At 65.4% G+C, this 22,380-nt stretch carries 22 protein-coding genes; 19 read left to right on the top strand and 3 right to left on the bottom strand.

Features of this window, described 5'->3' with window-relative positions; all coding sequences use genetic code 11:
* The first annotated feature begins 106 nt into the window (after positions 1-106).
* The 13 genes from Q4610_RS13790 to Q4610_RS13730 are packed head-to-tail and all read left to right on the top strand — an operon-like array spanning position 107 to position 11,923.
* Positions 107-955: a type II secretion system protein N gene (locus tag Q4610_RS13790; protein ID WP_304536541.1), complete on the top strand. Its 849-nt coding sequence runs from the start codon at positions 107-109 to the stop codon at positions 953-955.
* Positions 952-3,162: a type II secretion system secretin GspD gene (gspD, locus tag Q4610_RS13785; RefSeq protein ID WP_304536540.1), complete on the top strand. Its 2,211-nt coding sequence runs from the start codon at positions 952-954 to the stop codon at positions 3,160-3,162. The genes Q4610_RS13790 and gspD overlap by 4 nt, the downstream gene beginning before the upstream one ends.
* Positions 3,159-4,685, top strand: coding sequence for a type II secretion system ATPase GspE (gspE, locus tag Q4610_RS13780; protein WP_304536539.1), 1,527 nt, complete (start codon positions 3,159-3,161; stop codon positions 4,683-4,685). Before gspD ends, gspE begins: the two co-directional genes overlap by 4 nt.
* Positions 4,678-5,895 carry a type II secretion system inner membrane protein GspF gene (gene gspF, locus Q4610_RS13775; RefSeq protein ID WP_304536538.1) on the top strand — a complete coding sequence of 406 codons (1,218 nt, stop codon included), beginning with the start codon at positions 4,678-4,680 and terminating at the stop codon, positions 5,893-5,895. Before gspE ends, gspF begins: the two co-directional genes overlap by 8 nt.
* Before the next feature lie 9 nt (positions 5,896-5,904).
* Entirely contained in the window at positions 5,905-6,375 is a 471-nt protein-coding gene (gspG, locus tag Q4610_RS13770) for a type II secretion system major pseudopilin GspG (protein WP_304536537.1), read from the top strand.
* Positions 6,347-6,820 carry a GspH/FimT family pseudopilin gene (locus tag Q4610_RS13765; protein WP_304536536.1) on the top strand — a complete coding sequence of 158 codons (474 nt, stop codon included), beginning with the start codon at positions 6,347-6,349 and terminating at the stop codon, positions 6,818-6,820. The genes gspG and Q4610_RS13765 overlap by 29 nt, the downstream gene beginning before the upstream one ends.
* Positions 6,813-7,241 (top strand): type II secretion system minor pseudopilin GspI, encoded by a 429-nt coding sequence (gspI, locus tag Q4610_RS13760; protein ID WP_304536535.1) that lies wholly within the window; start codon positions 6,813-6,815, stop codon positions 7,239-7,241. The genes Q4610_RS13765 and gspI overlap by 8 nt, the downstream gene beginning before the upstream one ends.
* The gene (gspJ, locus tag Q4610_RS13755; RefSeq protein WP_304536534.1) at positions 7,241-7,885 is read left to right on the top strand and encodes a type II secretion system minor pseudopilin GspJ; all 645 of its coding nucleotides are present in this window, start codon (positions 7,241-7,243) and stop codon (positions 7,883-7,885) included. Before gspI ends, gspJ begins: the two co-directional genes overlap by 1 nt.
* Entirely contained in the window at positions 7,878-8,867 is a 990-nt protein-coding gene (gspK, locus tag Q4610_RS13750) for a type II secretion system minor pseudopilin GspK (RefSeq protein ID WP_304536533.1), read from the top strand. Before gspJ ends, gspK begins: the two co-directional genes overlap by 8 nt.
* On the top strand, positions 8,864-9,982 hold the full coding sequence (gene gspL, locus Q4610_RS13745; RefSeq protein ID WP_304536532.1) for a type II secretion system protein GspL: 1,119 nt from the start codon (positions 8,864-8,866) through the stop codon (positions 9,980-9,982). Before gspK ends, gspL begins: the two co-directional genes overlap by 4 nt.
* A complete protein-coding gene (gene gspM, locus Q4610_RS13740) occupies positions 9,979-10,467 on the top strand; it encodes a type II secretion system protein GspM (RefSeq protein ID WP_304536531.1) in 489 nt (162 codons plus the stop codon). Before gspL ends, gspM begins: the two co-directional genes overlap by 4 nt.
* The gene (gspN, locus tag Q4610_RS13735; RefSeq protein ID WP_304536530.1) at positions 10,464-11,186 is read left to right on the top strand and encodes a type II secretion system protein N; all 723 of its coding nucleotides are present in this window, start codon (positions 10,464-10,466) and stop codon (positions 11,184-11,186) included. Before gspM ends, gspN begins: the two co-directional genes overlap by 4 nt.
* Positions 11,183-11,923, top strand: coding sequence for a prepilin peptidase (locus Q4610_RS13730; protein ID WP_304536529.1), 741 nt, complete (start codon positions 11,183-11,185; stop codon positions 11,921-11,923). Before gspN ends, Q4610_RS13730 begins: the two co-directional genes overlap by 4 nt.
* Positions 11,924-11,991: 68 nt before the next feature.
* Here Q4610_RS13730 and Q4610_RS13725 read toward each other — a convergent pair whose 3' ends face one another.
* From Q4610_RS13725 to Q4610_RS13715, 3 genes are read right to left on the bottom strand one after another with little or no spacing between them, the layout of a single operon-like run.
* Entirely contained in the window at positions 11,992-12,789 is a 798-nt protein-coding gene (locus Q4610_RS13725; protein WP_304536528.1) for an inositol monophosphatase family protein, read from the bottom strand.
* The gene (gene argJ, locus Q4610_RS13720; RefSeq protein ID WP_304536723.1) at positions 12,789-14,015 is read right to left on the bottom strand and encodes a bifunctional glutamate N-acetyltransferase/amino-acid acetyltransferase ArgJ; all 1,227 of its coding nucleotides are present in this window, start codon (positions 14,013-14,015) and stop codon (positions 12,789-12,791) included. Before argJ ends, Q4610_RS13725 begins: the two co-directional genes overlap by 1 nt.
* Positions 14,016-14,046: 31 nt before the next feature.
* Positions 14,047-15,579: a glycosyltransferase family 39 protein gene (locus Q4610_RS13715; protein WP_304536527.1), complete on the bottom strand. Its 1,533-nt coding sequence runs from the start codon at positions 15,577-15,579 to the stop codon at positions 14,047-14,049.
* 256 nt (positions 15,580-15,835) lie between these two features.
* Here Q4610_RS13715 and secA point away from each other — a divergent pair, with 256 nt between their 5' ends.
* From secA to Q4610_RS13685, 6 genes are all read left to right on the top strand, one after another.
* Positions 15,836-18,571, top strand: coding sequence for a preprotein translocase subunit SecA (gene secA, locus Q4610_RS13710; RefSeq protein ID WP_304536526.1), 2,736 nt, complete (start codon positions 15,836-15,838; stop codon positions 18,569-18,571).
* A gap of 136 nt (positions 18,572-18,707) precedes the next feature.
* Entirely contained in the window at positions 18,708-19,064 is a 357-nt protein-coding gene (locus Q4610_RS13705; protein WP_304536525.1) for a PilZ domain-containing protein, read from the top strand.
* A gap of 405 nt (positions 19,065-19,469) precedes the next feature.
* Positions 19,470-20,822, top strand: coding sequence for a tyrosine-type recombinase/integrase (locus Q4610_RS13700; RefSeq protein WP_304536722.1), 1,353 nt, complete (start codon positions 19,470-19,472; stop codon positions 20,820-20,822).
* A 69-nt stretch (positions 20,823-20,891) separates the two neighbouring features.
* Positions 20,892-21,230, top strand: a complete 339-nt coding sequence (locus Q4610_RS13695; RefSeq protein ID WP_304536524.1) for a type II toxin-antitoxin system RelE/ParE family toxin — start codon at positions 20,892-20,894, stop codon at positions 21,228-21,230.
* Positions 21,231-21,235: 5 nt separating this feature from the next.
* On the top strand, positions 21,236-21,559 hold the full coding sequence (locus Q4610_RS13690; RefSeq protein WP_304536523.1) for a helix-turn-helix domain-containing transcriptional regulator: 324 nt from the start codon (positions 21,236-21,238) through the stop codon (positions 21,557-21,559).
* Positions 21,560-21,951: 392 nt separating this feature from the next.
* The gene (locus tag Q4610_RS13685) at positions 21,952-22,146 is read left to right on the top strand and encodes an SHOCT domain-containing protein (protein WP_304536522.1); all 195 of its coding nucleotides are present in this window, start codon (positions 21,952-21,954) and stop codon (positions 22,144-22,146) included.
* The last annotated feature ends 234 nt before the right edge of the window (positions 22,147-22,380 follow it).

Below are 22,380 nucleotides of genomic sequence, written 5' to 3'. Positions count from 1 at the left end.
ATGCAAGCATCGCAGCACATGTCATATTTCAGTCATGTGAATGTCATTCAACAGTAAGAACATCTGCCTAGCAGGCTTGAGACTTGTAAGGGGCTTGGGCTGCAATATGCGAGTGCCGTTTGGCGACAGGATGCGTGGATTGGGGCGTGGAGGCGATGCGTCCTTGCGCGCGGTCGACTGGCTCGCACTGGTCGAGCGCGGGCTGTTGATTATCTTGGCGTTGCTGCTGGTACGGCTGGCCTGGGTGATCGTGACGCCCGTTGGCAGCTTTGGCCCCTGGGAAGGGCGGCAGGCGCAGCTTTTGTCACCCAGTGCGCGGCAGGCGCTGTTCGCCGGTTTCGACCCCTTCTTTCGCACCGGCGCGCCGCAGCAGGGCGGCGGGGTCGTCACATCGCTGGCGCTGACCGTCTATGGCATCCGCCTTAACGAAGGATCGGGGCTGGGGTCGGCGATCATCGCCGGGCCGGACGGCGTGCAGAACAGCTTTGCCGTGGGTGATGAAATCCTGCCCGGCGTGGTGCTGAAATCGGTGGCGTTCGACCATGTGACGATCGACCGGGGCGGCGCGGAAGAACAGGTGTTCATCGACCAGTCCTCCGCCGCGCCCGTCGCCACGCCGCCCGCCGCGCAGGCTGGTCCGGGCTGGCAGAGCGCAGCGCCCCCGCCGCCGCCCGCTGCCTCCGCCGGGCCGACCGCCGACAGCCTGAAGCGCGAGATCGGCTTTGCGCCGCGGATGCAGAATGGCCGCATCACCGGCCTGGCCGTGTCGGCGAAAGGACCGGCCTTCGCCAGCGCCGGTTTCCGCACCGGCGACATCATTTCCCAGGTCAACGGCCAGCCGGTCGGCGACCTGGCATCCCTCCAGAACCAGATCGCGCCCGGTGCGCGGCTGTCCCTGACCGTCGAGCGCGGTGCCACCGTCGCCTCCGTCAACCTGATCGTGCAAGGCCAATGACCCGCAAATTCCTGACTTCCGCCGCTCTGGCGCTCGCTCTTTCCACACCGATCACCATGCCGGTCATGGCACAGCAGACGTTGAACGTCCGCGACGCAGACATCCGCGCCTTCATTCAGGATGCGGCGCGGGTGACGGGGCGCACCTTCATCATCGACAATCGGGTGCAGGGGAAGGTGTCTGTCGTGACCGACCGGCCGCTCAGCCGGTCCGAATATTTTGAGATTTTCCTGTCGACCCTGCGCGCCAACGGGCTGGTCGCTGTGCCCGGCCCCGGCGGTGCCTATCGCATTCAGCCGGTGGATGGCGCGGCCGGGCAACCGGGCGGCGTGGGGGCGGCAAGCAACCGCAACAGCTTCGTCACCGAAGTCTTTCGCCTGCGCTCGATCGACGCGGCGAGCGCGCTGGAAACGCTGCGCCCGCTGGTGAGCAAGGAAGGCTCCGTCACCGCCAATCGCGGCGGCAACAGCGTGGTCGTTGCCGATTATGCCGACAATGTCGCGCGCATCCGGCAAGTGATCGCTCGCATTGATCGCGACACTGCGGCGACGCAGATGGTCAGCCTGAAAAATGCCGGCGCGCGCGAGATCGCGACTTCGCTCCAGGCGCTGGTGGCGAGCGGCGGCAGCGGTGAAAATGCCGCGCCTGCGGCTGCAACCGTGGTGCCGATCGACAGCAGCAATGCGGTCGCGATCCGGGGTGACGCCAACACCGTCGCGCGCCTGGCCAATATGGCGCGCGAACTGGACCGGCAGGCCGCGAGCGGCACGGAAATCCGTGTCTATTGGCTGGAACATGCGGACGCGGAAAAGCTGCTGCCAGTGCTCCAGCAACTGGTCGGCCAGTCGACCAGCCAGCCGGTCAGTTCCGATGCGCCCGTCGCCAAGGGCAGCGCCTCACCGGCGTCGCAGGCGGCGGCCCCGGTGGCGGCGGCATCCTCCGCCGCATCGTCAGGCGGGGGTATCAACACACGCGGGCCGGCGATCGTCACCCGCTATGAAGGGGCCAATGCGATCATCGTCGCCGCCAACAGCGACGTGCAGCGGATGCTGGGCGAAACCATCCGCCAGATCGACACGCGGCGCGAACAGGTGCTGGTGGAAGCGATCATCGTGGAAATCAGCGACGCAGCCGCCAAGAAGCTGGGCGTGCAATTCCTGCTGGGCAGCACATCGACCGGATTTGCCGCGACCAATTACAGCAATGCGTCGCCCAACCTGCTGACGCTGGCGGGCGCTTATGGCGCGACCCAGCTTGGCACGACCAAGACGACGGTGGTGGCGGCAGACGGCAGCAAGACGACGACCGAGACGCAGACCAATGGGGAACTGGCCAGCACGTTGCAGCAGGCCGCGATCAACAGCCTGACCAGCGCGACCGGGATCATCGGCGGGCTGGGGACGCAGATCGGCAAGAACGGCATTTTCGGCGCGATCATCAATGCGGTCAAATCCGACACCAAGAGCAATCTTCTGTCCACGCCGTCGATCATGACGCTGGACAACCAGAAGGCGTCGATCCTGGTGGGGCAGCAGGTGCCGGTGACGACCGGCGAGGCGCTGAGCCAGAATTTCGACAACCAGTTCCGCACCGTCCAGCGGCAGGATGTCGGCATCAAGCTGGAGGTGAAACCCCAGATCAACACCGGCGGCGCGATCAAGCTGTTCCTGAAACAGGAAGTGTCGAGCGTGGCCGGGCCGGTCAGCAACAACAACAGCGACCTCATCATCAACAAGCGCGAGATCGAGACGACCGTGACGGTCGATGATGGCGAAATCCTGGCGCTGGGCGGATTGTTGGACGATAATGAGCGGCGCACGATCGAACGCATCCCGCTGCTGTCCGACATTCCGGGCATCGGCGAACTGTTCAAGTCGCGCAGCAACAGCCGGTCCAAAACGAACCTGATGGTGTTCATCCGGCCGACGATATTGCGGTCGAAGGAGGATGCGCAGAAGCTGACGCAGCAGCGCTACGGCTATGTCCGGGGGATGCAGTTGCAGCGCGATCCGCAGGTCGAACCGACGATCGACGAACTGGTGCGCGACTATATGGGCGCGACTCCGCCGATCGCCGCGCCGCGGCCAGGCGATACGGTGGTGCAGCCAGCGGTCAGCGCGCCGGCACAGGTGATCGAGCCGACCGTCCGCCAGTCAAGCGGCGTGGTGCGCCCGGTCGATATCCCCGCCAGCGGAGAGCGCAAGTGAACGACGCACCGCAGATTATCGCTGCGAACCGCCCAATCGACATTCCCTATGGCTTCGCGCGCAAATATGGCGTCGTCCTGCTGGCGCCCGACGGCGAGCGACTGACCATCGCCGTGCGAGAGGGGAGCAATCCCCGCGTGTTGCTGGAAGTGCGTCGCCATCTGGCGCGCAGTTTCGACGTCCGATTTGTGGAGGCCGCCCAGTTCGACCGCCATCTATCCGACCATTATGCGATGGATGGCAGCGCGGCGGCGATGGCCGGGTCGCTGGAGGTGGGTGCGGACGAACTGGATATATTGGCCGCCGACATTCCAACCGCCGACGACCTGCTCGATAGCGCGGACGACGCGCCGGCGATCCGCCTGATCAACGGGATCATCGCCGAAGCCGCGCGGCAGGGCGTGTCCGACATTCATATCGAGCCCTATGAAACCGGCCTGATCGTGCGGATGCGGATCGACGGGGTGCTGCGCGAAACGCTGCGGATGCCGCCCCATGTCGCGCCGGTCGTGGTCAGCCGCATCAAGGTGATGGCGCGGCTCGACATCGCCGAGCGCCGTGTGCCGCAGGATGGGCGTATCGGCCTGACGCTGGGCGGCAAGCTGCTTGACGTGCGCGTTTCCACATTGCCCAGCCGGGCGGGCGAGCGGGTCGTGCTGCGTATCCTGGACAAGGAAAATGCCGGTATCACGCTCGACCTGCTGGGGATGACGGGAACACCGGACCGCATTTTTCGCGAAGGGCTGGCCGAACCCAATGGCATCATCCTCGTCACCGGGCCGACCGGATCGGGCAAGACCACGACCCTGTATGCCGGGCTGCGGACGCTCAACGATGGCAGCCGCAACATATTGACGGTCGAAGACCCGGTCGAATATGCGATCGAGGGCGTAGGCCAGACGCAGGTGAACGCCAAGGTCGGCCTGACCTTCGCCGCCGGGCTGCGCGCAATCCTGCGGCAAGACCCCGATGTCGTGATGGTCGGCGAAATCCGCGACCGCGAGACGGCGGAGATCGCGGTGCAGGCGTCGCTGACGGGGCATCTGGTGCTGTCCACCGTCCATACCAATGATGCGGTGGGTGCGATCACCCGGATGCGCGACATGCGGGTCGAGCCGTTCCTGCTGGCCTCCACATTGCGCGCGGTCATTGCCCAGCGCCTTGTCCGTCGCCTCTGCCAGCATTGCCGCGAGCCGGTGCAGGCGGACAAGTCGGCCAGCGCGCTGCTGGGCTTCGATCCCGGCACGATCATCTATCGTGCGAAGGGGTGCGACGAATGCAGCGGCACCGGCTACAAGGGCCGGATCGGCGTGTTCGAGGCGATCCGGGTGGACGATACGATCCGCCGCCTCATCAACGACGGCGGCGACGAATCGCTGATCGCGCGTCATGCGTTCCTTAACGCCCCGAACCTGGGATCGGCGGCGCGGGCGCTGGTGCGTGACGGCCAGACCACGGCGGAGGAAGCGATCCGCGTATCGCGCCGCGACGTGGTAGAGGCGGAAACCATCGCCGATGGCTGATTTCGACTATAGCGCGATCGACCCGGCGGGCCGGGAGCGGAGCGGCAGCATCAAGGCCGGGACGATCGAGGATGCGCGGGCGAAGCTGGACGCGCGCAAGCTGTTCATCGTGCGGATCGAGCCGGGCGCGGTGGAGACGGCGCGCAAGCGGGCCGGCCTGTCGCTGCGCAGCCCGCGCCTCAGCCCCAAGGAACTGACGCTCTTTACCCGCCAGTTGGCGACGCTGACCCAGGTGAGCCCGCTGGAGGAATCGTTGCGCACGATCGGCCGGCAGAGCGAGCAGGATCATGTCCGCGCGATCGTGGGCAAGGTGCATTCTGGCGTGATGGAAGGGCGGCGGCTGGCGGACGCTCTGGGCGCGGAGCCGAAAAGTTTCCCGCCGCTTTATCGCGCGATGATTTCCGCCGGTGAAAGTTCGGGTAGCCTGCCCACGATCATGGAGCGCCTGTCCGACCTGATGGAGCGGCAGGCGGTGATGCGGTCCAAGGTGCTGACCGCCATCGCCTATCCCAGCGTTCTGGCGACCTTCGCCGTGTTCGTGGTCGCAGCGCTCATGATCTTCGTCGTGCCCAAGGTGGTCGAGCAGTTCGACACGGTAGGCCAGGAATTGCCGTTGCTGACCCGGCTGGTGATGGGACTGTCGGCGTTCCTGGCGGGCTGGTGGTGGCTGTTGCTGATCCTGATGGGGTTGGCGGGCTTCGGCTTCTGGCGGGCGATGAAGAATGATGGTTTTCGCTATCGGTTCGACGCGATGTTGCTCAGCCTGCCCGTGCTGGGCAAGTTGATCCGCGATTTGCACGCCGCGCGGATGGCGCGCACGCTCTCCACCATGGTCGCCAGCCGGCTGCCGCTGATGGAGGGGCTGTCCCTGACCGCCAACACCGTGCACAACCGGGTGCTGCGCAGGGCTTCGGACGAGATTGTCGAGGCGATCCGGGGCGGTGGCAGCCTGTCGGCTGCGCTGCGCCGGGCGGGCGTGTTTCCCCCGCTGCTGGTCTATCTGGCGGCGAGCGGCGAGAGCGCCGGGCGGCTCGACACCATGCTGGAGCGCGCCGCCGACTATCTGGAGCGGGAATTCGACGCCTTCACCTCGACCGCGCTCGCCATGCTGGAGCCGATCATCATCATAGCAATGGGCGGCATCGTCGCCGTCATCATCCTGTCCATCCTGCTGCCGATTTTGCAGTTGCAAAGCCTGACCGGGGCTTAGGAGTTGAATATGGTCAAGACCCTTACCCTTCGCGGGAATGACGAAAGAGATGTAGGTCGTCGGGCTGAGGCCGGCTTCACGCTGGTCGAACTGATGGTCGTGATCGTCATCATCGGCCTGCTGGCGACGATCGTGGTGATCAATGTCATTCCCGCGACCGATACCGCCCGCGTCGAAAAGGCGAAGGCCGACATTTCGACCATCGAACAGGCGCTGGAACAATATCGGCTCGACAATCTGACCTATCCCGCCGGGTCCGATGGCTTGCAGGCGCTGCTCAACCCGCCCGCATCCCTGGCGCAGCCGCAGCGTTACCGGCGTGGCGGCTACATCAAGAAACTGCCGCAAGACCCGTGGGGCCGCGCCTATGTCTATACGGTGCCGGGGCGCAAGGGTGCGTTCGACATCAGCTCGCTGGGCGCCGACGGCCAGCCGGGCGGCGAGAATGAGAATGCGGACATCTATTCCAGCGAACTGTGATCCTGCGTCCGATGCAGGGTTTACTCTGGTGGAGCTGATGGTCGTGCTGACGATCATCGGCTTCATTTCGGCTGCCGTCGTCCTCGCCATCCCCGACCCGCGCGGCCGGGTGGTGGAGGATGCCGACCGCTTCGCCGCGCGCGTTGCCGCCGCGCGCGACGAAGCAGTCGTCACCGCGCGGCCGATGGGCCTGTGGGTGTCTGCGTCGGGCTATGGCTTCCAGCGCCGCGATGGCGGGCAATGGGTGGGGATAGAGGACAAGCCCTTCGTCACCGCCAACTGGAAAGGCGGCACCCGCGCGCTCGTCGGCAAGGATGGGCGGCAACAGATCGCCTTCGACGGCACCGGCCTGCCGACCGATCCACTGATCGTGACGCTGGCCCGCGAAGGCGAGCGCGTATCCGTGACCGTCGACATGGCGGGGAAGGTCATGGTCGGTGGTTAAGCGCGAGGCTGGTTTCACGCCTTTTGCGCGTTCCGCCGAGCACGGCTTCACGTCTTTTGCGCGTTCCGCCGAACACGGCTTCACGTTGCTGGAAATGCTCGTCGCGCTGGCGGTGTTCAGCCTGGCCGCGCTGGCGCTGGTGCGGTTGCAGGGCGTGACGCTGCGCACCGCCGCCGATCTCGACAGCAAGGCGCTGGGCCAGATCGTCGCGCGCAACCTGATGGTCGATGTGCAGAGCGATCCGGCCGCGCCCGCCATCGGCGAGGAGGAGGGGAATGTGACCAATGGCGGCCGCCGCTGGCACTGGCGCCGCAGCGTCCGGGCGACCGACGACCAGCGGATGGTGCAGGTCGACCTGACTGTCGATGGCCAGCCGGGTGCCTCGCCGGTGGTGCTGAGCTTCGTGCGAGTGGTCGAGTGATGGCGCGCGCATCATTTGTACCGTCTGCCCAACAGGGCTTCACGCTGATCGAACTGCTCGTCGCGCTGATGATCTTTGCCATGCTGGCGGCTGCTGGCGTGCTGCTGCTGGGCAACAGCGTTTCGGCGCAGGCGCAGATCAAGGCGCGGCTGGACGACATGGCGGCGGTGCAGCGGGCCGGCGGCGCGCTGGCGGGCGACCTGGGGCAGGCGGTGCCGCGCATCACCCGGACCGAGGCGGGGACGCTCGCGCCCGCCTTCTGGGCGCATGACGATGGCGAAGGCCGGCCGGTGATGCAGTTCGTGCGTGGTGGCTGGGACAATCTGGGCGATCTGCCGCGGCCATCGTTGCAAAAGGTCGAATATTGGGTGCGGCAGGGACGGCTGGAGCGGCGCAGCTATGCCCAGCTCGACGGCGCTGCGGGGGATGATCCGGCGGCGCTGCTCGATCATGTGGAGGCGGTGGTGCTGCGTTTCCGCGACGCGCAGGGCAAATGGCGCGAGGAATGGACGCCGTCCCAGCCCGACCTGATGCCAAGGGCGGTCGAGATGACGGTCACGCGCACCGGCGAACCGCCGGTGACGCTGGGCTTTCTGGTCGCACCCGGTCCGCCGGAAAAGCCGGAGGGCGCGCCCGGTGCCTGATCCCCGTAACGAAAGGGAGCGCGGCGCTGCGCTGCTGACCGTGCTGCTGCTGGTGGCGGTGATGGCGGTGGTCGCATCGACCGCGCTGGAGCGGGTGGCGCTGGCGACGCGGATGACCGGCAATGGTGGCGCGATCGACCAGGCCCGCGCCTATGCCGACGCCGGGATGGACATGGCGCGGCTGCGCATCGGCGATCTGACCGCCGCCAACCCGGCGAAGATCACGCTGGCGGGCGGCTGGCTCGGCGCGCCGCAGAGCGTGGCGGTGCCGGGCGGCGTCGCGATCGCGCGTGTCACCGATGGTGGCAACTGCTTCAACCTCAACAGCGTCGTCAGCGGCGAAAGCGAGGCGGCGCTGAAAGTCCGGCCGATCGGCGTGACGCAGTTCCAGGCACTGCTCGAACTGCTGGGTGTCGATGCGCGGCAGGCGCAGGGGGCAGCCAACGGCCTGGCCGACTGGATCGACAGCGACAGCGTCCCCCAGCCGGGCGGCGCGGAGGACGAGACATACGCCCAATATGCGCGGCCCTATCGCACCGCCAACCGGATGATGGTGGACCCCAGCGAACTGCGCGCGGTGGCCGGGGTTACGCCCGCCATCTATGATCTGGTGAAACCCTGGATCTGCGCCTTGCCGGTCACGGATCTGTCGCCGATCAACATCAATACGCTGCTGCCCGATCAGGCGCCGCTGTTCGCCATGCTGCTGCCGGGGCAATTGAGTGTCGCCCAGGCGCGGCAATTGCTGGCGCAACGGCCGGCGGACGGCTACGGCAGCACGGTGCAATTCTGGGCGCTGCCGTCGCTGGCGGGCTTGTCTCCGGCGACCGAGGTGGCGGAACAGGTGAAGCTCAAGACCGGATTTTTTGGAGTGACTGTGTCGGTGGAAGTCGGGGCGACCCAAATGATGGAGCAGGCGCTGATCGATGCGCGGGAAAGCCCGGCCCGGCTGGTGCGGCGCAGCTGGGGTGCCGGCGCATGAGCAGCCGCGATGCCCTGATCATCCTGCTGCCGGAGGCGACGAACGCCCCGGCGCGCTGGATGCGTGTGATCGATGGCGCGCTGGTCCAGTCGGGCGAAGGCGCCGACTGGCTGGCTGCCTGTGGCATAGCGGTGCTGCCGGACAGGGCACGGGTGATGCTGGTGCCGCCGGCCGCACTGGTGACGCTGCACTGGATCGTCCATCCCGACCTGCCGGTGCGACAGGGGCGGGCGGCCGCGCGTCTTGCCGCGCTGGCGGGCAGCCTTGCGCCTGCCGACCAGCTATTCGCTGCTACCGATGCGAATGATGATCCGGCAAAGCCGCATCTCGTTGCGATCGTCAGTCGCGCCGACATGCAGCACTGGCTGCTCTGGGCGCAGCATCATGGGCTGGACCCGGACATCATCGTCCCCGCGCCGTTGCTGTTGCCGGAACCCGATGGCGGTTTGACACGCGCTGTGATCGGTGGCGAGACGGTGCTGCGCGCGCCGGACATGGCGCTGACCGCCGACATGGCGTTGCCAGCCCTGATCGGGGACGCTCCGATCGTCGATGTGGCGCCGGGGATTATCGAGGGGCGGGCCATCGCTGCGCTGGACGTGCCGCCACTCGACCTGCGGCAGGGCGATTTTGCCAAGCGTGTGCGCCCTGTGATCGACAAGCGGGCGGTTGGCCGCATCGCGCTGTGGAGCGGCCTCATCCTGTTGGTCAGCCTGGCCGCCATGCTGATCGGCATCGGCAAGCAGCATATGGAAGCCGGTCGCCTTGATCGGGAGAGCCTGGCGCTGGCGCGGCAGATATTGCCTGGCGCAAGCGACGCCATGCAGGCGCAGGCTGAACTGGAAGCCCGGCTCGCTGCGCGGGGCGCGGGCGGGCGCGCCTTCACCGCCCCGGTCGCGAGCCTGCTCGCCGCGATGCAGGATGCGCCGGGCGTGGCGATAACCAGCCTGTCGCGCGATCCCGACGGCATGGTGCGCGCGACACTGGCCGCAGCGAAGGCGGACGACATAAACCTTGTCCTGCTGGCGCTTCAGGCCGCTGGCTTCACGATCACGGCAACACCGTCCCAGGAGCCGGGCGGGCGGACGGTTGCGGATATCACGGTGCGATCATGATGGAACGGATGGCAGCCTATTGGAACGAACGATCATCCCGCGAGCAATGGATGCTGGGCGTGATGATCGCCCTGCTGGCGGCGACATTCCTCTGGTTCGGCGTCATCGTGCCGCTCGATCGGGCGCAGCGCGGCGCGCGGGACACACTGTTGGCCGCGACCGACCGCAATGCCGCCATCCGCGCCGCGGTGAAGCAGTTGAAAACACTGCCCCGCACGGCCCCCGCAACCGGCCTGGCCGCGCCGCTCGACCAGCTTGTCGGGCAGGGCGCGGGCGAGGCCGGGCTGACGCTGGAGCGTGCGCAGGCGCAGGGCAATGACCGGATGGAGATCGCCATCGCATCGGTCCGGCCGGTCGTGCTCTTTTCCTGGCTTGCCGGGCTGGAGGCGCGGGGCGTGCGCGTCGAAACGATGAGTGCGCGGCCGTCACCGACCGCCGGCAGCGTGTCGGTGCAGGCGGTGCTGGTGCGGGGAGAAGGACAATGATGGGCCTGTCCCTGTCGCGACGGATGCGGATCCTATTGGCGCTGGCGCTGCTGGTCGGCCTGATCCTGTTCCTGCCGATGCGGGTCGCGCTGGGCCTGGCGGGGCTGGAACGCCTTGGTATCGCTGCGCGTGAGGTGCGCGGTACGGTGTGGAGCGGCCGGATCGACCAGTTGATGCTGGGCAACATGCCGCTGGGCAGCGTACGGGCCGGCCTGTCGCCCCTGTCCCTGCTGATGGGCCGCGCCCGGTTCGACATTGCCCGGACCAAGGGGCTGCCCGACGACGTGCAAGGCGCGCTGACCATTGGCTTTGGCCGGATCGGCGTGGATGACGTGACCGGCGCGGTGCCGCTTGGTCGCAGCTTCGCGCCATTGCCGGTCGGCAGCCTGATGCTGGACGATGTCAGCGCTTATTATGGTGGCAACCGCTGCGGTCATGCCGAAGGACGGGTGCGGGCGCGCATGGCCGGGCAATTTCCAGGACTGAACCTGGCCCAGGGCTTGTCGGGCGTCGTGACCTGTGATGGCGATGCGCTGCTGCTGCCCCTGGTCAGCCAGTCGGGCCTGGAGACGATCACGCTGCGCATCTGGCGATCAGGCCGTTATGTCGCGGAAATGCGGGTCGAAACGGCTGATCCGGCATTGGCGGCGACATTGGGGCAGGCCGGCTTTGCCAGTGTCGGCAACGCCCAATTGCTCAAGGTCGAAGGTACGTTGTGATCCAGCCTGTCCCGGCGCTGGTCGGCGCACTGGCGGGGATGATCCTTGGCAGTTTCCTTGCGACGCTGATCCTGCGCTGGCCACAGGGCAGGAGCATGTTGCGGGGGCGATCCGCCTGCGATGGTTGCGGCCGCACGCTGGGTGCCCGCGACCTGATCCCGATGGTCAGCGCCATGATGAGCAAGGGACGTTGCCGCACCTGTGGGGGCAGGATCGACCCGCTCCACGGTCGGGTAGAGGCCGGCTGTGCCATCATCGGCGCGCTGGCGATCGGTTTCCGGCCCGACCTTGGCGGTGTTGCCTGGGCGTTGTTGGGCTGGGTGCTGCTGACGCTGGCGGTGCTGGACTGGCGGCATTTCTGGTTGCCCGACGCATTGACCCTGCCGATGGCGTTCCTGGGCTTCACGATCGGGGCGTGGGCGACCGATGTGGCCATGGGCGACCGCATTGTCGGCGCAGTGGCCGGCTATGGCACGCTGCTTGCGATCGCGATCGGTTACAAGGCGGTGCGGCGGCGCGACGGGTTGGGGATGGGCGACGCGAAGCTGCTCGGCGCGCTGGGGGCATGGTTTGGCTGGCAGGCGCTGCCTTTCATCCTGTTGCTGGCGGCGTTACTGGGGCTGGCGGTCGCACTGGCGACAGGGCGCGCCAAGGGCAGCACGCACGTTCCGCTGGGTACATTCCTGGCATTGGCGGCCTTCCCGGCCTGGCTGGTTACGATGTCCATCATGGCATGAATGGCCGGGCAGGGCGCCTGCTATCCGAAGAGGCTGCTATCCGAACAGGCCGTTATCCGAACAGGCCGTTATCCGAACAGGATCGTTGCGGCCTTGTCCCACAGGCGGGGGGACGATGCGCCCAGCAGGCCACGGCGCATGTCGCCAACGAGATAGGGGGGGCCGTCGATCCGCTGGCAGCAGCCGCCTGCCTCATTGAGGAACAGCGTTCCCGCCGCATGGTCCCAGGGCAGGGTCCGGGCAAATACCGACACGTCATTCTGCCCCAGCGCCAGACGGGGATATTGTTCGGCGGCACAGCGGGGAATATCGACCAGCGCGAAGCTGCCCTGTGACCGGCGTTGTATATCGGCGCGTTCCTGCGGCGTCATGAAATAGACCGCCAGCGCGGCGACCGGCAGGGTGTCGCCGCTTTCACGGGCGGTTATTTTATCGCCGTCGATATGGCTGCCACCGCCCAGCATGGCGTGGCACAGCCGTCCGGTCAGCGGATCGAGGATCCAGCCGGCTAGGGTCGTGCCGCCATCGGCCAGCGCCACCATGATGCCGAAGGGCGGATTGCCCGACGCGAAATTGCCGGTGCCGTCGATGGGATCGATGATCCAGTTCAGCCCGTCGCCGGCGCGATCCAAGATCGACGGATCGGCGGCGCAGGCTTCTTCGCCGATGATGCCCGCTTCGGGCAATATGTCCGCCAGCCCTTCGGCCAGGCGCAACTCGCTTTCCTTGTCGGCGATGGTGACGAAATCGTTGGCGGCCTTCTCGCTGATCTCGTCGCTGGCCAGATTCTGGTAGCGCGGCATCACGATGTCGCGCCCCACCGCCCGCATCAGCGCGACGACCGGATCGTGCAGTTCGAGCAGCATCAGCTTCGATAATCCGCGTTGATCGAGATATAGCCATGGGTGAGGTCGCAGGTCCAGATCGTTGCCCGGCCATCGCCCAGCCCCAGATCGACGCCGATGACGATATCCTGGCCTTTCAGATGCGCGGCGACCGGGGCTTCGTCATAGCCCTCCACCGCCAGGCCGCCACTCGCCACCTGGGTCGTACCGAAGCGGATCGAGAGCGTGTCCCGGTCGGCCGGCTCGCCCGCCTTGCCGATGGCGGCGACGACGCGACCCCAGTTGGCGTCCTCGCCAGCGATGGCGGTCTTGACCAGCGGCGAGTTGGCGATCGACAGGCCGATGCGGTGCGCGCTGTCGTCACTGGTCGCGCCCTCGACATTGATTTCCACGAATTTGGTCGCGCCTTCGCCGTCGCGCACAACCAGATGGGCGAGCTGGCGGCAAAGGTCGGTGAGCGCGGCATGGAAGGCGTCGGCCCCGGCATCGTCCATCGATGTCAGCGGCGCGTTGCCCGCCTTGCCGGTGGCGAAGGCCAGCACCGTGTCGCTGGTGGAGGTGTCGCTGTCCACCGTGATGCAGGAAAAGGTCCGCTTGTTGGCGGCGGACAGCATCGATTGCAGCAGTGCGGGATCGATCGCCGCATCAGTGAAGATATAGCCCAGCATCGTCGCCATGTCGGGCGCGATCATGCCCGATCCTTTGATGATGCCGACCAGTTCGACGCGCACGTCGCCGATCATGGCGGAGGCCGACGCGCCCTTCGCATAGGTGTCGGTGGTGCCGATGGTGGTGGCGGCCTCCTCCCAGCCGCAGGGGATGGCGGTGAAGGCGGCGTCCAGACCGGCCTCCGCCTTGTCGATCGGCAATGGCACCCCGATCACCCCGGTCGAGGAGACGAACACGTCCGATGGCAGGCAGGACAGGTGGTTGGCGACCCGCGCCGCGATCGCCTCCACCGCGGCGCGGCCGCGATGGCCGGTAAAGGCGTTGGCGTTGCCGGCATTGACCACCAGCGCGCGCGCCGACCCCAGCGGAATAGCGTCGCGGCACCATTCGACTTCGGGGGAAGGGCATTTGCTCTGCGTGGTGACGCCGGCGACGGCGGTGCCTGCGTCCATCTCGACATAGGTAAGGTCGCAGCGCGTCCACGCCTTGTATCCGGCGCGCGCGGTGCGTAGCGTCACGCCTTCAATCGACGGCAGGGACGGAAAGGCGGCGGGGGCCAGGGGGGAGCGGTCGGTCATGGCGGCGGGATGAGCGAAATCGCCCGCTCCGTCAATCGGGTTGATAGTGCCGCACATAGAGCCGGCCCACCCCGTCCGGCATCGCCATCATGCGATAGCCGTGCTGGCGGGCATAGGCGTCCAGCGCGTCGTCCGGGCGCAGTGGCAGTTTGCGGGTGCCGGCTTCATAGCCGGTCAGGATGGCGGCGGGCGGATCGCGGTCAAGGTCGGGCAGGGTCGCGGGGATCATCGCATGGACCCGGCGGGCGAGCGGCGCGCCCATCGTCCAGCCGGTGCGCCAGGCGAAGGGGCCGGGAGCGAAGCGGGGGTCGAGGCGCAGACCGCTGCCCAGGATCATATGGGGGGAGAGGGTGGCGACGTCATCATCCCCGGTCATCACCCGGACCGTGCGACCGGCCCAGCGCGCGGCGGCACCGGCCTTCAACACCGGCGATCCTTCGCGCAGCATCGCTTCGACATGGCGGGTCGCGGTCAACATGCCGGGAATGGCGGCGAGGCAGAGCAGGCCGAGCAGCGCCTGGCGTGGCGCGAAGGCCCAGTGCCGCGCATCGTCCAGCAGATAGCCGAGCGCCAGTGCGAGCGGTGGGAGCAAGGGCATAAGATATTGGACCTGCGAGGGCGTAGGCAGCGCCGCGCCGATCAGCGCGCCGCCCGTCATCCAGATCGCCAGCCGGCGTCCCGGCGAGCGCACCCGTCGCCGCGTCGCGATCCAGTTGGCGGCGAGCAGGACAAGGGCGGTCAGCGCCGGGCCTTTCCAGAGATATTTGAGCAGGTCGGTCAGCTTTTCGACGCCATCCAGTTCGCCAAACGCGCCATTGGCGGCATACCAGGCGTGGGGCGCGGTCGCGCCATAGGTGAACACACCGTAAAGGAAGGCGCCGGGCGACAGCATCCAGCCCAGCAGCATCGGCACCATGCCGACAGCCGCGCCCGCCGCCAGCCAGCAAGCGGCACGCAGGCCGCATCGGCCGCCGGCGCTGATGACGAAGAGGCCGGTCATCAGGCCCAGCGGCGCGAAGTTGAGCTTGGTCGCGATGGCGAGGCCAAACAGCGATCCGGCCGCGCACCAGAAGCGTGGCGTGCAATGGCGCAGCGCCAGCAGGCTGACCAGAAGGCCACCCGCCGACAACAGGGTCGGCAGCATGTCGTTGCGCACCACGCTGCCGGTGAACTGGAAAGCGGCGGTGGCGGCGACCAGCAGGGTAGCGATGGCGGCGCTGTCCCGCGAAATGCCGGCGATCCGTTGCGCCGTCCAGAGCGTCAGCAGCGTGCAGAGCGCGGTTGTCGCCGTCGCCAGCCGCATTGCCAGCACCATGTCGCCGGGGAAGATCCAGGCAAGCGGGGCGTAGGTCCAGGCATGGAGCGGCGGTTGCAGATAGAGGAAATCGCGGAAGATCAGCAGGTGGCTGCTGAAATAGGCGCCGGCGACATATTGGCTTTCGTCATGGTCGAACGGCGTGGCAATGGCGGTCAGGCCGAACCACAGGGTCAGGGCCAGCGCGACCATCAGGGCCACAGGCGCTGCCCGGCTGCGCGTGGGCGCCAGGACGAATTGCCGATACATGTTTTGCGATCCCGTTATTTGCGTCCCTTGTGACACGAGGCGGCCAAAGCGCAAATCCCCCGCGCCAGCATGACGCCGCCATCCGGCCAAAGCCGCCTGCGTCCCGGATATGAAGCCCGGATATGACAGTTGCGGGACAGGCGCGGTTCAGCCGCAGTCTGATTGACTAACGGACGTGCCGTGCCTAAATCGCGGCGCATATCTGCGCGCTGTCCTCGCATGAGGACAGAGCGTCCCCCTTTTGTCAGGAATTTGCATGTTCGGCGCACTCGCCAAGTCCATTTTCGGATCGTCCAACGAACGTTATGTGAAGTCGCTGGGCAAGACCGTCGACAGGATCGCCGCGTTCGAGCCGGCGATGCAGGCGTTGAGCGATGCTGAACTGGCGGGGCAGACCATTCGGTTCCGCGAGCGGCTGGCCGCCGGCGAGACACTGGACGACTTGCTGCCAGAAGCCTTTGCAACCGTACGCGAGGCTTCGGTCCGTGTGCTTGGAATGCGCCATTTCGACGTGCAGATGGTGGGCGGCATTGTCCTCCACCGTGGCGAGATCGCCGAAATGCGGACGGGCGAAGGCAAGACGCTGGTTGCAACGCTCGCCACCTATCTCAACGCGCTGGAAGGCAAGGGCGTCCATGTCGTCACCGTGAACGACTATCTGGCCACGCGCGACTGCGAATGGATGGGGCAGGTCTATCGCTTCCTGGGGCTGACCACCGGCGTCATCGTGCCCAACATCAGCGAGGATCAGCGGCGCGAAGCCTATGCCGCCGATATCACCTATGCGACCAACAATGAACTGGGCTTCGACTATCTGCGCGACAATATGAAATATGATCGCGGGTCGATGGTCCAGCGGCCGTTCAACTACGCGATCGTCGACGAGGTGGATTCGATCCTGATCGACGAGGCGCGCACGCCGCTGATCATTTCCGGCCCGACCGATGACAAATCGGAACTCTATGTCGCGGTCGATGCGATCGTGAAGCAGATCACCGAGTCCGATTATGAGAAGGACGAAAAGCAGCGCAGCGTCACGCTGACCGAGGACGGCACGGAGAAGATCGAGCGGCTGCTGGAGGATGCGGGGCTGCTCCAGGGCACCAATCTCTACGATTTCGAGAATACCCAGGTCGTTCATCATGTGAACCAGGCGTTGCGTGCGGTGGTGATGTTCCGCCGCGACATCGATTATATCGTCAAGGACGGCAAGATCGTCATCATCGACGAGTTCACCGGCCGCATGATGGACGGGCGCCGCTGGTCCGATGGCCTGCACCAGGCGGTGGAGGCCAAGGAAGGCGTCCAGATCGAGCCGGAGAACCAGACGCTCGCGTCCATCACCTTCCAGAATTATTTCCGCATGTACCCCAAGCTGGGCGGCATGACCGGCACGGCGGCGACCGAAGCGGCTGAATTCTACGAAATCTACAAGATGAACGTCGTCACCATCCCGACCAACAAGCCGGTGCAGCGGATCGACGAGGAAGATAGTTTCTACAAGAGCCTGGACGACAAGTTCCGCGGCATCGCCAAGACGATCAAGGTCCATGCGGAACGGGGGCAGCCGGTCCTCGTCGGCACGGTGTCGATCGAAAAGTCGGAAATGCTGTCCGAATTTTTGACCCAGGAAGGCGTGCCGCATGCGGTGCTGAACGCGCGCTTCCATGACAGCGAGGCGCATATCGTCGCGCAGGCGGGCCGCAAGGGCGCGGTGACGATCGCCACGAACATGGCCGGCCGCGGCACCGACATCAAGCTGGGCGGCAATCTGGAGATGCGGGTCGAGGACGAACTGCGCGACATGCCCGAAGGGCCGGAGCGGGACGCGGCGATCGCCCGGATCGAAGCCGAGATCGAGGCGGAGAAGCAGGAAGTGCTGGCCGCCGGCGGCCTGTTCGTGCTGGCGACCGAGCGGCATGAAAGCCGCCGCATCGACAATCAGTTGCGTGGACGATCGGGCCGTCAGGGCGACCCCGGCCTGTCGCGCTTCTACCTCAGCCTCGACGATGACCTGATGCGTATCTTCGGCCCGGACACGATGTTCGCCAAGATGATCCGGTCGAACCTGGAGGATGGCGAAGCGCTGCCCCCGTCGAAATGGCTGAGCAAGGCGATCGAGACGGCGCAGAAGAAGGTCGAGGCGCGCAACTACGACATCCGCAAGCAGGTCGTCGAATATGATGACGTGATGAACGACCAGCGCAAGGTCATCTACGAACAGCGCAGCGACATCATGGATGCCGACACGGTGGATGATGTGGTCGCGGACATGCGCCATGAAACGGTCAATGACCTGGTCGGCGCATCCTGCCCGCCCGGCACCTATCCCGAACAGTGGGACATGGCGCGGCTGAAGGCGCGCACTGCCGAGATATTGGGGCTGGAACCCGATTTCGACGCCTGGCTGGGTGAAGATGCGGTCGAGCCTGAAATGATCGAGGAGCGGCTGACGGCTCTGGCCGATGCGGCCGTGGCGGAGAAGATCAGGGATATCGATCCGGCCGACTGGCACATGATCGAAAAATCGATCCTGCTCCAGAGCCTGGACCATCACTGGAAGGAGCATCTGGCGACGCTCGATGCGCTGCGTCAGGTCGTGCATCTGCGTGCCTATGCGCAAAAGACGCCGATCAACGAATATAAGCAGGAGGCTTTCGCCCTGTTCGAGCGGATGCTGGAAAATATCCGCGAGGATGTGATCGGATCGATCGCGCGGGTGCAGTTCCGCATGGAGCAGCCGCCGCTGGAAGATTACGGCCTGCCGGTGCTGCCCGACTTCATCACCACCCATATCGATCCCTTCTCCGGCGAGGATAATAGCGCGGATATCGATGCCAGCAGTTTCGGCGGCATCACCACCACCATTCCGCGCGCGCCGGTCGGCGGGGGGCAGGGCGGCGAATTTGCCAATCTGGACATCAGCCGCAATGCGCCCTGTCCCTGCGGGTCGGGGCAGAAATACAAGCATTGCCACGGCGCGCTGGCCTGATTCGAAAGGGGTCGGGCGTTGCCTGACCCCGTCAGCGAAAAGGCGCTGACGGCATGTTAACCACAGATATTGTCCATCTGTTCATATCTTGCGTTGAGGCTGTGCCTGTTCCGGGGGGGAAACCGGGAGACAATTCATGGACAGCCTTTCTTGCCGCGCGCGTGCGGATCAGCGCCGCGAAAGCCGGTTTGCCGCTGAAATCGACGCGACATTAAGCTGGGGTGGCGTGAGCCAGCCGGTAATAATCCGCAATATCTCCATCTATGGCGCGCTGCTGACCGGGGCATGGTTGCCCGCGGTTGGCGAGCGGGCCACGCTGATTGCAGAGGGGCTGGAGGTGTGCGGCACCGTGATCTGGGAAGGGCCGGATCGATGCGGCCTGTTGCTCAGCAGCGCGATCGACCCGGTGGCGACCATCGGCCGGTCCGGCGCCCGCAACGACGAACGGCCCGCGATCACGCTGCGCCGGGTCGGCCCGGATCGCTACGCCTGACCGGAATGCCATGCGCGTAAGGCGAAATGGGGGGGCTGCGCCGATCGCTGCCCATACTACCCGTTTCAACGGGACGGATGCGGTGATTGAGGGGCATGATGGCGCGACATGCCTGCGATCACGCGCAAGCATCGCCACAACCGGCCGGATAAAGAAGAGGCAAATTCAATGCGTTGTAATGGTGCACCCAAGTGGATTCGAACCACTGGCCTTTGCCTTCGGAGCCCTTAAAGGTCGTTTTCGCCAGGGTGCGCTAATGCTACTTAAACTACTCTAATCTGCTGTTTTCATTAATCTAAATTGAGTCATTGGCTTCGCTGGCTTAACCAAACCTTCGCCCTGTTTTGCTCCCAACTGCTTACGTGGTGCTTACGCGAAACAGGATCACAGAACCGGTAGGTGGCGATGCCAAGACTCAGCAAACGTGTGGTGGATGCGTCCGCGCCGAAAGACAAGGACTATGTGATCTGGGACGACGAGTTGCCCGGCTTCGGGCTTCGCGTCTTCCGATCCGGCAAGCGCAGTTATGTCCTCCAATATCGCGCACTAGGTCGTTCGCGCCGCTACACCATAGGGCTACATGGCATCTGGACACCGGAAACGGCGCGCCAAGAAGCGAGGGTTCAGCTTGGTCGCATTGCAAAGGGCGACAACCCCGCCGAGGAACGGCAGCTCGATCACAACGCGATCACCATCAAAGAGCTCTGCGACCTGTATCGGGCTGACCTTCATGCGGGTCTCATCCTCGGCAAGGGTGGTCGGCCCAAGAAGGCCTCGACCATTTCGACCGATCTCGGCCGGATGCAGCGCCATTTGATACCGCTGGTCGGGACGCGCCGTGTCAAGGATTTCACCAAGGCCGATGCAAACCGGGTCATGAAAGACATCATGGCGGGGAAGACCAAGGTCTGCGTCAAGACAAGCAAGTTGCGCGGCAAGGCGATCGTGCGAGGTGGTGCAGGAACTGCGTCGCGCACGATCGGATTGCTCGGCGGGATCATGACTTATGCGGTCGAGGCGGGGATCATCGAGATCAATCCGGTCCATGGCGTTCGCAAACCAAAAGACCAGGTTCGGCAACGCCGCTTGACCGAAGAGGAATACCGCGTTCTCGGTAGGATCTTGGCTGCGGCAGCACGGCAGGAGAAATACGAGACCACGGCCGCGATCATCCGGCAGATCGCACTGACCGGCTGCCGCCGGAGCGAGATCATCACGCTGAAGTGGGCGGACGTCGATGCTGACGGCAGCTGCCTGCGCCTCTCGGAAAGCAAGGAAGGCGCTTCTGTTCGCCCGATCGGACTGCCGGTCGTCGAGTATCTCGAGGCGCGCTGGGAGGCGTCGTTCGGCACTTTCGTTTTCCCTGGCCTCGGCGACGACAACGCCTTCGGGGCTTTCCCCAACCATTGGGAACAGATATTCAAGGGCTCCGCGTTGTCCGACGTCACTCCTCACGTCCTGCGCCATAGCTTCGCAAGCATCGCCAACGACCTGGGCTTTACCGAAGTGACGATCGCAGCGCTTGTCGGGCACTCGAAGGGCTCGGTGACGAGCAAATACATCCATACGCTCGATACGGCGCTTGTCATGGCAGCCGACACCATCGCCGGATACATCCAGGGGCTACTCGACGGAATCGAGTTCAAGCATACCGCCTATGCGCTGGACCGCCCGTCGCGCAAAGCTGCACTCAGCCGCTTTCTGGCAAGGGCGCGTCGCGGCCGCGCCAGCGACAGCCCTGACGAACTCGCCGCGTGATGACGCCGCGCTGTTGCTCGACCACTGCTGGACATATGGTAACGAATATGTTACCAATGGTGGTGCAATGTGATTGTTGAGGAGTATGTTCGCAAGGATGGTTCCTGCCCGTTCCGGAGCTGGTTCGATAGTCTCGATGTTCAGGCTGCGGCCAAGGTGGCGACCGCCATTGTCCGCATGGAACTCGGCAACCTGTCAAACGTCAAATGGATAGGTGGCGGGCTTGGCGAGTACCGGATCGACTGGGGCCCGGGATATCGCCTCTATGTGACTCGGGACGGGGATCAGTTGATCATCCTTTTCGTGGGCGGGACCAAGAAGCGGCAACAGTCTGATATCAGGCAGGCGGGTGCGTTGCTCGACGAATACAAGGGCCGCAAGGCCAAGGCGAAAAAGGCAAGGAGTTAGACGCAGTGGCGTTGACACGCGATTTCAAGGAAACGGTGAAGGAACGCGCATCGCGCGATCCAGCCTTCGCCAAGGCCATGCTCGACGAAGCAGCGACGGCCTTTCTCAATGGAGAGCCCCATGTCACCCGCCTGATCTTGCGCGATCTGGTCAATGCCTCGGTCGGGTTCGAGGATCTTGCTGCTGAGACGAAGCGCCCCAGCAAGAGCTTGCACCGCATGCTCTCTGAAAAGGGCAATCCGAGCATGGACAACATCGCGGCGATCTTTAGTGCGGTATGCAAGAGGCTGGGCGTGGCATTTGAGGCCCATGGCATCGAGGCCGCGTGAGACGAGCAGGTGCAGGCAGGATCTCCGCTGATGTCAGGTGACCGCTTCGACTGGTCGTCCGACCGTTTTCCATTCCAGATAACTACCTTCGAACCATGCACGAGATGGACGCGAGGGCCCAAAAGAAGCGGCGCGCTTCGCGGATTCCATTGAGCCCGGTCAATGCGCTGCGGCGGCGGGTTGATAGAATCGCCGGACTCCCAAAGGAGGAAGGAGAACGCGTTATGCGCAGGACGGCTTTGCTGGCCCCGGCCACTGCGGTCGTCTGTTCGGTTTCTTTGACCGCTCCGCTCTGGGCTGAAAGTGCGGCTTGGAATGGTGCAAGCCCCTGCGCCCCGTACATGATGGGATGGCATGGAGGTTGGGGTGGTATGGTTCTTGGCCCATTCTTGATGATCCTCGTCCTGGTAGCTCTCATCGTCGCGCTGCTGTTGGCCTTGCGACGGTTCTGGCCGCCATCGGCCCAACGAACGCTGCCCCCCGCGCCGCTCGACATCCTCAGAGAGCGCTTTGCGCGCGGCGAGATCGACAAGGACGAGTACGAAGAGCGCCGCCGCATACTGACCGATCAGGGCGACGGCGCGTGAAGGTGCTGTTTATCCTCTATCACCTGCCATACGGAACGGAGCATTGCTACAACGCCCTGGGCCTTGCCGGAACCATAGCGAAGAAATCAACCGAAACCCAGCTCACCGCTTTCTGTCAACGGCGGAGCAAAAGTCGGCCATTCGGCGGCGTAAAACCAGGCCATCGTGTTACATGCCGGGGGGAGTGGCGTGAGGGCGTAGCCCGAGGGCCACTCCCCCCGGCATTGGTGTAAT

It is taken from the genome of Sphingobium cyanobacteriorum (assembly GCF_030580935.1).
In the GTDB taxonomy this organism is placed as follows: domain Bacteria; phylum Pseudomonadota; class Alphaproteobacteria; order Sphingomonadales; family Sphingomonadaceae; genus Sphingobium; species Sphingobium cyanobacteriorum.
Note: the sequence above shows the minus strand (reverse complement) of the source record. Positions and strands in the feature narration are given on the sequence as shown.